The sequence below is a fragment of the Clostridium sp. genome (assembly GCF_036660475.1).
Lineage (GTDB): Bacteria > Bacillota > Clostridia > Clostridiales > Clostridiaceae > Clostridium_J.
In genome coordinates this window covers 34,978-48,222 of record NZ_JAVXAO010000010.1, presented here as the reverse complement: position 1 = coordinate 48,222, position 13,245 = coordinate 34,978, and the positions used below count along the sequence as shown (strand labels likewise).

The 13,245-nt window shown below is 30.7% G+C and carries 14 protein-coding genes; 13 read left to right on the top strand and 1 reads right to left on the bottom strand.

What is annotated here, in order from left to right; genetic code table 11:
* The first annotated feature begins 89 nt into the window (after positions 1 to 89).
* From RSA29_RS13615 to RSA29_RS13575, 9 genes are all read left to right on the top strand, one after another.
* A complete protein-coding gene (locus tag RSA29_RS13615) occupies positions 90 to 320 on the top strand; it encodes a hypothetical protein (protein WP_346943312.1) in 231 nt (76 codons plus the stop codon).
* 250 nt (positions 321 to 570) lie between these two features.
* Complete coding sequence (locus RSA29_RS13610) at positions 571 to 1,527, top strand: hypothetical protein (RefSeq protein ID WP_346943311.1); 957 nt, start codon at positions 571 to 573, stop codon at positions 1,525 to 1,527.
* Positions 1,524 to 2,765, top strand: a complete 1,242-nt coding sequence (locus RSA29_RS13605) for a nucleotidyltransferase family protein (protein ID WP_346943310.1) — start codon at positions 1,524 to 1,526, stop codon at positions 2,763 to 2,765. Before RSA29_RS13610 ends, RSA29_RS13605 begins: the two co-directional genes overlap by 4 nt.
* Before the next feature lie 276 nt (positions 2,766 to 3,041).
* Positions 3,042 to 3,284: a hypothetical protein gene (locus RSA29_RS13600; RefSeq protein ID WP_346943309.1), complete on the top strand. Its 243-nt coding sequence runs from the start codon at positions 3,042 to 3,044 to the stop codon at positions 3,282 to 3,284.
* A 113-nt stretch (positions 3,285 to 3,397) separates the two neighbouring features.
* Positions 3,398 to 4,330, top strand: a complete 933-nt coding sequence (locus RSA29_RS13595; protein ID WP_346943308.1) for a hypothetical protein — start codon at positions 3,398 to 3,400, stop codon at positions 4,328 to 4,330.
* Between the two features lie 218 nt (positions 4,331 to 4,548).
* The gene (locus tag RSA29_RS13590; protein WP_346943307.1) at positions 4,549 to 4,881 is read left to right on the top strand and encodes a lasso peptide biosynthesis PqqD family chaperone; all 333 of its coding nucleotides are present in this window, start codon (positions 4,549 to 4,551) and stop codon (positions 4,879 to 4,881) included.
* Positions 4,871 to 5,314, top strand: a complete 444-nt coding sequence (locus RSA29_RS13585) for a lasso peptide biosynthesis B2 protein (RefSeq protein WP_346943306.1) — start codon at positions 4,871 to 4,873, stop codon at positions 5,312 to 5,314. Before RSA29_RS13590 ends, RSA29_RS13585 begins: the two co-directional genes overlap by 11 nt.
* Before the next feature lie 234 nt (positions 5,315 to 5,548).
* Complete coding sequence (locus RSA29_RS13580; protein WP_346943305.1) at positions 5,549 to 5,677, top strand: hypothetical protein; 129 nt, start codon at positions 5,549 to 5,551, stop codon at positions 5,675 to 5,677.
* A gap of 469 nt (positions 5,678 to 6,146) precedes the next feature.
* Positions 6,147 to 6,320, top strand: coding sequence for a hypothetical protein (locus tag RSA29_RS13575; RefSeq protein ID WP_346931575.1), 174 nt, complete (start codon positions 6,147 to 6,149; stop codon positions 6,318 to 6,320).
* A 116-nt stretch (positions 6,321 to 6,436) separates the two neighbouring features.
* On the opposite strand, the gene RSA29_RS13570 is transcribed toward RSA29_RS13575, so the two are convergent.
* Positions 6,437 to 8,254 (bottom strand): ABC transporter ATP-binding protein, encoded by a 1,818-nt coding sequence (locus RSA29_RS13570; RefSeq protein ID WP_346943304.1) that lies wholly within the window; start codon positions 8,252 to 8,254, stop codon positions 6,437 to 6,439.
* Positions 8,255 to 8,720: 466 nt separating this feature from the next.
* Between RSA29_RS13570 and RSA29_RS13565 the strand changes: the two genes are divergently transcribed.
* The 4 genes from RSA29_RS13565 (at position 8,721) to RSA29_RS13550 (ending at position 13,243) form a co-directional block, all read left to right on the top strand.
* Positions 8,721 to 9,380: a hypothetical protein gene (locus RSA29_RS13565; protein WP_346943303.1), complete on the top strand. Its 660-nt coding sequence runs from the start codon at positions 8,721 to 8,723 to the stop codon at positions 9,378 to 9,380.
* Positions 9,381 to 9,431: 51 nt separating this feature from the next.
* Positions 9,432 to 10,145, top strand: coding sequence for a hypothetical protein (locus RSA29_RS13560; RefSeq protein ID WP_346943302.1), 714 nt, complete (start codon positions 9,432 to 9,434; stop codon positions 10,143 to 10,145).
* A 229-nt stretch (positions 10,146 to 10,374) separates the two neighbouring features.
* Positions 10,375 to 11,442 carry a nitronate monooxygenase gene (locus RSA29_RS13555; protein ID WP_346943301.1) on the top strand — a complete coding sequence of 356 codons (1,068 nt, stop codon included), beginning with the start codon at positions 10,375 to 10,377 and terminating at the stop codon, positions 11,440 to 11,442.
* A 292-nt stretch (positions 11,443 to 11,734) separates the two neighbouring features.
* Positions 11,735 to 13,243 (top strand): DUF1846 domain-containing protein, encoded by a 1,509-nt coding sequence (locus tag RSA29_RS13550; protein ID WP_346943300.1) that lies wholly within the window; start codon positions 11,735 to 11,737, stop codon positions 13,241 to 13,243.
* Positions 13,244 to 13,245 lie beyond the last annotated feature (2 nt).

Sequence of the window (13,245 nt, the reverse complement as noted above, 5' to 3'; positions counted from 1 at the left end):
TAAAGGGGAACAATTTTGCATATTTTTTATGGACGGGATTGTAAAGTTCATATAACTTAGCAGAAATTTAAAATGAAGGGAGGGAAAAAATGAAAAAAGTATGGAATAATCCAGAAGTTCAAAACTTGGGATTAGGTAATACTATGACACTAGATTGTCTAACAAGAGATCCAGGGCATAATATGCCAGGGCCTCACCTTCATCATTGTGATGATTGTTCTAAGAAGTTTGAAAATTGGCAACAAGCTATAGAGCATGCACAAAATAATAAGAGACCAGATGGTACAGGTCACCATGTTTCATGTGATCTAATATCATAATTAGTTATTTAATCACAAAGTCAGCAAATTTTCCTTAAAGCTCCAAGACTAATTCATTAAGAGTGAAGTTTTGGGGCTTTATTTTTTTTCATTAAAGAAATGAACATGGCAAGTACTAAAAGAAGAAATGAAGATATTTTTGGAGAGATAACAATTTACATATTAATCCATAACAAAATATGGTAATATGTAGATGAGGATATATATTTTACATGGATTTTAATATTAACAATGATATATGAGGTGGATTATGGAAGATAAACATAAATATTTTTATACCGTTTATGGTATTAATTTAGATTCAGACATAGAGGTTGTGGAGTTTGTTACACGGCATAGGATTAGTGAGGAAAAGAACAGGGTAATATTGGGGTACGGACAATTATCAGAGGAAATAAAGAACAACATAGGTAAGGGTTCAAGGATTGAGGTTTCTAAGGGAAATACATGGTTTTATATAGAGGGAGTTGCTACCTACTGGATTGAAAATGGAACTTCTATTATTGTGGAGCCTTGTGAACATTGTGATAGGAACCTTATGAAGATATATATCATGGGAAGTGTTTTGGGATTTTTACTTCTTCAGAGACAGGTTTTAGCTATTCATGGAGGTACAGTTGTGATGGATGGCCAAGGGATTATATTTACTGGGAATAGGGGAGCGGGTAAGTCTACATTAACTACAGCCCTTGGACAAAAGGGTTATTCCTTTGTATCTGATGATGTGGCAACCATTAATATTGAGAGTAAAACCTCTGTTGAACCAGGGTTTCCATTTCATAAGCTCTGCGTGGATGCACTGGAAAGCATGAATTATGATAAAGAGAAGTGCATTGATTTCAAAGGGGATGGAAAGATTAAGTATTTAGTCATTGATATGGAAGGATTCCATGGAGAGAAAGCCTCCCTTTCAGCTATCTGTGAAATTGCCATTGGGGATGTTGAAAAGGTTGAAATAGAAGAGGTTTTAGGCCGTGAGAAGTTTAATAAGATAATTAAAAATATATATAGGACTGAATACATAAGCAGAATGGATGGAATGAAACCCAGCTACTTTAAACAGTGTGTGAAAGTAGCTAAAGATATTAAGTTCTTTAAGATAACAAGACCTAGAGATAAATATACAGTAGATGAACAAATTCAAATTATTGAAAAAGTATTTGGGGCAGATAAATCCCAAAGAGCTATGGGAGGAGGATATTTATGAACAAAATAGAAAAACAATTGATAGATTTACTTAATAAAGCTATCCATGGTGAAAGGGTTGATACAGCTGAAATTGTAGATACTGATTGGGAAAAACTCCTTTATGAAGCAAAGGAGCATCATGTAGAGACCTTAGTGTATTCTGCAATAAATAGGAAAGAAGCAGAAAAATATATTGATAGTGAGAAGTTTAAACAATGGAAAAAGGAAGTATTTTATTCAGGGATAAATCAGCAAAATCACATTCAAAAGGTTGGAGAGATATTAAACAAGTTCAACGAAAATAATAAACCAGTTATAGTGCTAAAGGGATTAGTGGTTAGAGAGTATTTTCCAATGCCACAGCTAAGGACTATGAGTGATGCAGATGTTCTTGTTCATAAAGAGGATTTGGGGAGAGTTTCTTCAATGATGATAGGGTTAGGTTTTACTCAAACCAAGAATGAAGATGACCATGGAGCTCATATTGTTTTTAGCAAACCAGGCCAACCGTTAATAGAGGTTCATTGGACATTAGCTAACAAAGATTTCTTTAAAGGAGATACAAGTTGGGAAGACGGACTATGGAATGATACAATATCGGTTCAAGTTGGAGGAGTTGATACCTTATCTCTAGGGTTAGAAGATTTAGCTGTTCACCTCTGTATACATATGGCAGTTCATCTAGCTTATACAGGGTTTGGGGTGAGACAGTTATTGGATTTAGTTCTTTTAGTAGAAAAAAAGGGTGAGGAGATAAAGTGGTTTAGCTTTTTTGAAAAAGCTAAACGATGTGGGATATATAAATTTGCATTAGCTATCTTAAATGTGTGTAATAGACTCTTTGATATGGAACTACCTATAGAAATGAAGAAATTCAATGGAGTTAGTAATATTAGTAATAAATATTTAGAACTTTTGATAGAGGATATTTTTGCTAGTGGAGTACATGGTAATAAAGATGAAACAAGAATTTTTGCCAGTGAATTTGCATTTGATCAATGTGAAGGTGCTACAAAAGGAAATAAAAGCATAGTAAAGAAGTTTTTTAAATTATTGTTCCCACCAATAAGCTTAATGAGTAATAAATATAGCTATGCTAAAAAGTTTATAATATTAGCACCAATAGCATGGATACATCATTTGATAATGGGGTTATTTAACAAAGACTATAAATTGAGCAACAAGGTAAAAATGGCAACATCAACTATGACAGTTGCAAATAAAAGAAATCAATTATTGAAAGAATTAGAACTTTAAATAGTGGTTACAAGGAATTTCAATGCAAATATGATGATAATTAACAAATAACCTGAAGAAAATCAAAAAAATACTAAGAATAATAGATATTTATAAATATTTTTAGCATACGAATTTAAAAATGGCATAAAAAAATCATTGCACCATTTACAATATATGGTAAAATATAATTAACGGTTGAATAACTGTTCGAATAATCTTACTAAATATTCTAAGCGCTGAGATTAAGTAGAAAGATTAATAAGAAATTATTTTAATGTGAAAGGAGTGAAATAAATGAAAAAAGATTGGAAAAATCCAGAATTAAAGAATTTGTCAGTAGGGAATACTGAACAAGGTCCTACACCATATTATTGGAATCCAAAATATCCAGAATGTGATGAACCAACAAATACTACTGGAGGTTATGAAATTTGCAGTAATCATAAGAGACCATGTAAATACTTTGGTATATTAGGTGGTGGCTGTCCTGGTGAGTGTAACGCACCAAGTAAGGTAAATCCAAACAAACCATCATAAAATTGGTAATAAGATTAATAGAAAACTACTTTTATAAGTAGTTTTCTATTAACTTAACAAAAAATTCATAAATTTAATTATACCTGTAATTTAATGAGTATAGGAGAATAAATATGGAAAAAATAAAAAATGTGTATAAATATGGTGTTTATGGATTAAATATCGAATCAGAAATATATATTCCACAGTTTATAAATAATGAATTTAATGATGAAGTAGATATTATCACAATAAAATATGGAATAGTTCCTACTGAAGTTAAAAAGAATATAGATAGTGGTAGACATATGAAGGTTACTTCAAAAGAAGTATGGTTAGATGTGGAAAACATTGCTATATTTTACATAACAAATGGAGCTGAGATAATAGTAGAGCCGTGTAGAAATGCAGATATAAATGATATTAACATATATTTAATGTGCAGTTGCTTAGGTTTTATAATGCTACAACGTGGGAAAATAGCACTTCATGGTGGGGCTGTGGTAATCAATAATAATGGAGTAATAATTGCAGGGGATAGAGGTGCCGGTAAATCAACTCTAACAACTGCTTTAAGAAATAAAGGTTATAAATTTATAACTGACGATGTTTCGGCTATACATATAAATAAAGCTCCATATATAGAATATGGATTTCCATATCAAAAGCTATGTGAAGATAGTATGTTAAGTTTTAATTGTGAAAAATTAAAAGAAATGGCATTTAAAAGTGGAGATAAGATTAAATATATGGTACCAGTGTATGAACAATTTCTTATGGAGCAAACACCTTTGACTAATATTTTCGAAATAATAGTTGGAGATGTTAAAGAGGTTATGATAGAAGAATTTTATGGGGAGAAAAAATTACAAAAAATCTCTAATAATGTATATAGAGGTGAATATATTAGAGATATGGGAAATATAAGCACAAAGTATTTTAAACAATGCATTGAAATAGCTAAGAATTCACGTTACTTTCAGATTACTAGACCAAAACAAGGGTTTACAGTAAATGAGCAGATTGAACTTATAGAAAAAGAGATTTTAAAAGAAAATATAGCTTAACATTTATAATTAATGTTAAGCTTTTTTAAATCTGTTAAATTATCCAAAATGCATTAAAATAAATGACGAATTATAAAATACTAATAAGTAAATTGACTATTGATACAAGTGTAACTATATGTAACTATATGGTAAAATATAACTATGAAATTATATTAATAGGTGAATTTACATAAGACGGCAGATGAAAGACCTATTAATTAACAGGAGGGAATAAAGTGGATATTAAAAAGTTAAATGAAAAATTTAAAAATGCAAAGCTTATTAAAGAATTAGGGATAAACTTGGAGGCTACAATTGCAAGAAATCTAGAAATTGATGCAACAGATTTAGATGGTGAAGTTGTTATGATGAATATGGAGAAGGGTGAATATTTTATGATGAATGAAGTTGGAAGCAGGATTTGGGGGATTATTGAGGAACCAAGAACAGTTACTTCAGTTATTAATATTTTGCTTAGTGAATTTGAAGTTGAAGAAAAAGATTGTAAGGAAACCGTTATAGAATTTTTAACTAATCTTAAAGGAGCTGAGCTTATAAGTGTTAATTAGAAAGCTTAAAACTTTTGCCAATATAAGTCATGGTAGAAGATTGAGATTTATTGAAGCATTTATATACACAGGGATTTTTAGAGCCTTTATACTTTTTGTGCCATTTAATAAATTGAAAAAACGTATGGGTAAACATAATAATGAGTCTCAAAAGGAAGTAGATATTAAATCTCACAAGATAGCGAGAGAAGTAACCTGGGCTATAACACAGGCAGCAAGGCATACATTGTGGGAAAGTAAGTGTCTTGTACAAGCGCTTACTGCTCAGAAAATGATGAAACATAGAAAGATATCTACAACTATATATCTTGGGGTTAAAAAAAATGAAAAAGATGAAATGATAGCTCATGCATGGGTTCGATGTGGTTCTTATTATATTACAGGTGGAACTAATAAGGAAGGCTATGCTGTAGTTGCTAAGTTTGCAAGCTAATTAAAAGTAATAAATATGAAATGAGGATACAGTTAAAAGGAAATACTTGAAGTGATTTTACAGCTAAAGTTTTAAGATATAATTATGTTTAAAACATAAAGTAATAGTAAAATGGTGGATGTAGAATGGAAAAAGTTGTGATAAGTAGCAACTTAAATGAATATGTTTCATTATAAATACTTCATTAGTATTTGCAATTAATCTAAATTGATAAAAAACTAGGAGATGAAAAATATGAAAAAGTGGAATGAACCAAAACTTTGGAATCTTGGAATTGAAATGACTGAATCTAAGCTAGAGATTAAGTGTACAAATAATAATGGCAACTCTGAAAAATGTACAAGAAATCCTAATAATGAATGAACATTTAATGGACCGATGTTCGAATGTGGATATTATGGGAAACAAGGTCACTTGTGTAATAGCCCGAACATAGGTATAAGTCCATCTTAAAATATAGGTAAAGCGAAAACGCTGTAGCAAATTATATTAATTACTACAACGTTTTTTTGATAAATTAAATAGATTTACCATTTTATATTTTCACCTCAAAATTTATCTTGCATGTTTTTTTCACACTTTCGTAAAAATATGGAAACATTTTCATGGCTCCCAAATTCCATGTTTTTGAAATTATTATATATATTGGAGGAATGTGGGTGATTTCGAGTGAATAAAAAGAATCACTAAGGGGTTAGCTAGTTCTAGTTTATGTAATGTTCAAATATTACCACATATCAATATTGATAAGATTATAGCTAATGCCTTGAATAATTAAATTGTAGGTCAAATTCTTAAAAGTGAGTTCACTCAACGGCTAATTACAAGAACAGTGCAATATTCTGTTACTGATGTGGTAAATGAGAAGATTGAAGATATTAACGTTGAAATTTATACAGCTATTCAAAATGTGATTGCTTATATAATAACAGAAGATGAGAAAGCTATACAACAAGCTAACAATGATACAATTAATAGTATTAAAAATAACCTTTCTAAATTTTGATGGAGATAAGATAGCTAATCATTAATGATGTTAAATCTGTAAAATATTAAATGGGGATAAAGAAGATTACTTAAAAGTAAAGTTCTTTATCCAACTTATTATTAGAATAGACTTACTTACACCAATTCACTAGCAACTTCATAGATACTTTCCTTACTAACCTCTCTGATACTTCCTTTTTCCAGCCTTATTATTCTATTACAAATGCTTAGGGCTGAAGGTCTGTGAGTGATAATTATGCAGGTTGGTTTAGCTTTCAGTGATTTTATTGATTTTAATACCTTTACCTCTGTTTCAGGATCTAATGATGAGGTTGCTTCATCTAGGATTAAGATTGGTCTTTCTCTTAGGAAGGATCTTGCAATGGCGATTCTTTGAGCTTGCCCTTCTGATATTCCAACACCTCTTTCACCAAGAGCAGTATCTAGGCCATCTGGTAATTCTTCAACAAAGTCTAGAGCACAGGCGCTTTCTAAAGCTACATTTATTGTCTCATCATTGGTTTCTGGGTTCCCATATTTAAGGTTGTCTCTTATGGTTCCTGAGAACAAGGTATTGCCTTGAGGCACATAGGAGATAAGTTCTCTATGGTCTCTAGTTAATTCAGCTGTTAAATCATTTTCTTTAAGGATAACCTGCCCTTCATTGGCATTGATAAGAGATAGTATTAGTCTTATAATAGTTGTTTTACCTTCTCCAGAAGAGCCAACAAAGGCAATAGTCTCTCCGCTAGGAATTGTTAAATCTAAGTTGGTTAAGATATTATTATATTCTTTATAGGCAAAAGTTATATTGGTGAGTTTTATATCAGGTCTTGTAAATTCCATGCTATTTTTAGAGGAACCTATTTTTTCTAGTGGTAAAGCTTCAATTTCCATAAGTCTTTCAGCTGCAGCAATGGTGCCAATAAGTCCAGGAATCATGCTTGCTAAAGAGGAAAATGGACCTTGTACCTTTCCATATAACTGAAGCATTCCTGTGAAGGTTCCGTAGGTGGCAGTGCCCTTAGCAATGTTTAGAACTCCCCAGCTAAAGATTGTGAAATAAGCTAAGCTTGAGCAAAAGCTCATGGACATGGAGGTCATTACCGACAGCTTAGTACTTTTCATAGCTATATGATATTTATTTTCTTGAATTTCTTCTAATCTCTTCATATTTATTTTTTCCATACAGAAGGTCTTAATTATCATTATGTTTTGCATGGACTCCTGCATGAAAGAGCGATATTTTACATCTTCTTCTTGAGCTTCCTTATAGATATTCTTTAACTTCTTGCTAAAGATTCTACCAATTATCACAAGAAATGGACCTATAAATACAGCTACGAAAGCAATTGAAGGTGCCCACTTGATAAGAGTATAAAAGGAACCTACCAGTGTAACTATTAAGGATACAAGACTTGGAATTGTACCAAGGATGGTGGAGCTTATATTTCCAACATCGGAGGTTATCCTGGTTAGTAAACTAACCGAGTGAATTTTACTTTGTTCTAGCCAAGAGCTATATTCTATATGTTTATATATTTTTCTTTGAATAGATTGACTAAGCTTTGTGGAGGAGTGGGTGCTTAGGAATGAAGTTGCAGGACTAATCACCATGCTGAAAATTGAGATACCGATCATTATGGTTAGCCATTTAATTACATCGCTAGAACTTCCACTTATTGCTGAATCTATTAAGGATTTAGACACTACAACATTGTAAATACCTATCAATGCAAAGATTACATTCAAAGTTATGCTAAATATCAAGTATGGTATTACAGGCTTTGAATGGGAGAATATCCACCTTATCTTTATCATCAAAGCTTTAAAATCATCCTTATTCTCTAGTTTTATGTATGGGTTTTCTAGTAATTTCTTTTTCAGTGTTTTTTTTAGTTTAATTCTTTTGTTACTATTGAGACTTGGATTATTTTCTACATCTATTTTCATAGTTCCCTCCTGGATCTTATTAGTATTCATGTTTATATAAGTTTAGATATATATTTTTTTAGATTTTTTATGATTTATAATATTTTTTTAGTTATTGTTATAATTTTTATGTTCTTTAAATTTTTCATATGAAGTTAGGTTTATACCTGCTTTTATATAAGTTTATTTTTATACACATGTTTTTATAAGGTTCCATTCATACGGCATGTATAAAACTATATTTAATGTAATTTAATGGTAACACATAGCAAGAAAAGATTCAATAAATTGAGGTATTTATCATTAAGTATTAAAAAGCAAAAGTGAAATTGAATGTAAATTCTGAAAATAACCTTTAAATTGTAGAAATATGATTTAAAGAAAGGTATAATACAAATGATGGAATATTATAAAGCGGTTGAGGAAAACTAATATGCTATTATAATAAGTATTAATTTTTAATAATAATAATAGGGGGAGAAAGTTAATGAAAAAAGGGGATTATTTATGGGGAGCATTACTACTACCATGGGCTTTAGTATTAGGAATTAAAGTTTCAAGAGAAGCATTTATGAGTATTACAGGTTCATATCCTTATATTAGTGGTTTTTTTAAGTTTTTTATTCTTGCAAGTATGGGGGACATGCTTGGTGCTAGAGTATTAACTGGAAAATGGACTAAACCTAAGGGCTTTATTTATAAGGCAGCAGTGTGGGGAGTTATAGGGATGATGGTTACTCTCACCTTTACTTTATATTCAGAGGGGGTTGCAGCAGCACAAACGGTAGGGAAGTTACCTTTTAAAGGATCTTTATTTGCCCATGCTTTATTTACTAGTGCAATTATGAATATAACATTTGCACCATTTATGTTTATGTTTCACAAGTTTGCAGACTTATACATTGAAACTAAATATAGTAGAAAGGGTAAAGTTACAATGACAGAGCTAATTCAGAAGGTGGATTTTAATACTTTAATAGGGTTTAGCATGATAAAGACAATTCCATTCTTTTGGATTCCATGTCATACTGTAGTATTTTTAATGCCGGCTCAATATCGTGTAGTGGTTTCTGCATTTTTATCAATAGCATTAGGGTTACTTTTAGCTATTTCAAAGAAATCACAAATGGCATCTAAAGTAGCATAGATAAATAATGTATAATGGAGTTTGGTGAAAAGGATAAAAGGAGGAAGAGCAATGGCAACGTGGGTGGCACACTTAAGGGTGGCTGAAAAAGTATTGAATAGTGTTGAAGGCTTAGATGAAATTCCTTTTGTTGTTGGGAATATTGGTCCTGATTCAGGAATTCCAAATGAAGATTGGAGCAATTTTGATCCTCCTAAAAAGATTACTCATTGGTTAGATGAATTAAATAAAACTAATGCTGAAAATTTCTTTAAGAGTTATATTAAAGATAATAAAAATATATTTGACAGTAATAGTAATAATAATAGTTTAATTAACATAATTAAAAGTGAGGAGTCTTATTCATTTAAACTAGGTTACTATGTACATTTACTTACAGACATGGAGTGGTCTAAGATGATTAATGCTGGAGATTACCCATATAAGGAAGTTTTGAAGAAGGAGCCTGGATTTATTTGGACTATTAAAAAGGATTGGTATGGATTAGACTTTTTGTATCTGGAAAAACATCCTAAATTTATTTTTAATACAATCTTTAAGGAGATAAATGATGTTCCAAATTATTTGGATTATTTCCCAAAGGATGCTTTTACTAAGCAGGTTAAGTATATAACTTCATATTACCTTGGTAAAAATGAAGAAACTAAAGAGAATTTTAAATATCTTACTGAGGTAGAGATGAATGAGTTCATAGATAAAACATCAATGAAAATAATAGAAAAACTACTAAATGTAACAGAATTAAAGAAAAAAAAGAATAAATAAAAAAGTAATAAACAAAAGTGAAAAGGACAAACCCGCTATTGAACATTTGGGTTTAAGAATTGAATCGTTTGTTTTCAAGAAAATAGTAGCTTATAAAATCCTTAGATTATCTAGGGATTTTTTTATTGCATATAGCTTGAATATAAATTATAATATAAATATACTTTGATAGTCAAAACATTTGATTATCAAAGTATATTCAGTGTAATCTTGAAAGGATATGATTTATATGAATATAAAAAGTTTGAAGATCGGCAATTTGGTAGCTAGACTTCCAATAATTCAAGGCGGTATGGGAATAGGAGTGTCTCGTTCTAAACTTGCTGCTGCGGTTACAAATGCAGGTGGAATTGGAATTATTTCTGCAGCTCAGGTTGGATATGATGAGGAAGATTTTGAATATAATAATCTGGAGGCTAATATAAGAGCACTTAAAAAGCATATAACTATTGCAAAACAGAAAACCATGGGTGGTGTAATTGGAGTAAATATAATGGTAGCTATGAATAACTATGCAGAACATGTAAAAGCGGCTATAGAGAGTGGGGCTGATATTATAATATCAGGAGCAGGAATGCCAATATCACTTCCAAAGCTTGTGAAGGGTTATGATATAAAAATTGCACCTATAGTATCATCTTTGAAATCCGCTAGAGTTATTATGAAGCTATGGGATAGGCATGACAAAATTGCACCGGATATGATAGTAATAGAAGGACCTAGAGCGGGAGGACATCTTGGATTTAAAAAAGATGATTTAGAAAAGTGTAGTGAGAATTTTTCTAATGAGGTAATAAGTATTATTGAAGAAACAAAGATATATGCTGATAAGTATAATAAGCACATTCCAGTTATAGTTGCAGGGGGTGTCTATAATGGTGAGGATATCGCAGTATATTTAAACCTGGGGGCAGATGGAGTTCAAATGGCTACTAGATTTGTAGCCACTGAGGAATGTGATGCTTCAGAAGAGTTCAAAAAAGCATATATAAATTCTAAGAAGGAAGATATAGTTATTGTAAGCAGCCCAGTTGGAATGCCTGGACGAGCACTATTAAATACCTTTGTTGAAAAAACTTTCAAAGGCAATATTAAGGTAAATAAGTGTTATAAATGTATTTCACATTGTAATCCGTCGGAAACTCCTTATTGCATAAGTAAAGCTTTGATAAACGGAGTAACGGGAGATTTAGATAATGCATTAATCTTTTGTGGTGATAATGCTTATAGAATTAAGGAAATAGTTACTGTTAGCCAACTTATGAAAGAGCTAGAGTCTGAGATATTAAAAATTTAAAAATATCATTATAATATATTACAACAAGAGAATACAAAATCAATGAACTTAGAATGAGTGAAGAACATTCTAAGTTCAAAATTTTTAATAATAAAATGTAATCAATAATACAATGCAATGAGTTACAAATTCATTTACTTATTACGATAATGATTATTTGAATATAAATTAATTAAAATAGAAAACATAATAAAAACTTATTAAAAGATAAAAAAAAAAAATTATAGTTTTACTATGAAGTGAAATTGTGTAATAATAAAATATATGTTTTATTATAGGATGAGGTGTAAAAATGAAAATAGGATTTGATCATGAAAAATATCTTGAAGAACAGTCAAAGTACATTTTAGAAAGAGTTAACAATTATGATAAGTTGTACTTAGAATTTGGTGGAAAACTTTTATTTGACTTACATGCTAAAAGGGTTTTACCTGGATTTGATGAAAACGCTAAAATAAAATTGCTACATAAGCTTAGAGAAAAGGCTGAAATCATTATCTGTGTATACGCAGGTGATATTGAAAGAAATAAAATAAGAGGCGATTTTGGAATTACATACGATATGGATGTGCTAAGGTTAATTGATGATCTTAGAGGTTATGACCTTCAGGTAAATAGTGTTGTTATTACTAGATACAGTGGTCAACCATCTACTAATATCTTCATTAACAAATTAGAGCGTAGAGGAATAAAGGTTTATAAACATGAAGCAACTAAGGGTTATCCTACAGAGGTTGATACTATAGTTAGTGATGAAGGTTATGGTAAAAATCCATATATTGAAACAACTAAACCTATTGTGGTTGTTACAGCGCCAGGACCAGGTAGTGGAAAGCTTGCTACTTGTCTTAGTCAGTTATATCATGAGAATAAAAGAGGAAATGCGGCTGGATACTCAAAATTTGAAACTTTTCCTGTGTGGAATGTTCCACTAAAGCATCCTTTAAATATTGCTTATGAAGCGGCAACAGTAGATCTTAAAGATGTTAATATGATAGATTCATTCCACTTCGATGCATATAATGAAGTGGCTATAAATTACAATAGAGATATTGAAATGTTCCCAGTTATAAAGAGAATAATTGAAAAGATTACAGGAAAAGAGTCAGTTTATAAGTCTCCAACAGATATGGGAGTTAATAGAGTTGGTTTTGGAATTACCGATGATGATATAGTTAGAGAAGCATCAATACAAGAGATAATTCGTAGATATTTTAAGACTAGTGTAGAGTATAAAAAAGGATATGTAGATTTAGAGACCTTCCAAAGAATTAAGATTATCATGGAAAGCTTAAATCTTAAACCAGAGGATAGACATGTTGTTATACCTGCAAGGGAATATTCTTCAAAACTTAAGCTTGAAGCTGGTAAAAATGATATATGCCCAGTAGTTGCTTTAGAACTAGAAGATGGAAAAATGTTAACAGGCAGAAGCTCAAACTTAATGGATGCATCAGCAGCTGCTATACTAAATGCTGTAAAGTACCTAGCTAATATATCAGATGAGATACACCTTATATCTCCAGTAATTTTAGAGCCTATTATAAACTTAAAATCTAAGACGCTATCAAGTAATAATACTGCTTTAAATTCAGAGGAGATTTTGATCGCACTTAGTATATGTGCTGCAACAAACCCTACAGCACAGGTTGCATTAGATAAGCTTGCTAAACTTAAAGGGTGTCAAGTGCATTCAACAACAATACTAAGTTTAAGTGAAGAGCAAATCTTTAGAAAACTAGGAATAGATGTTACTTGTGATCCAGAATATCCATCAGAAAATTTGTTTTATAATATGTAAAT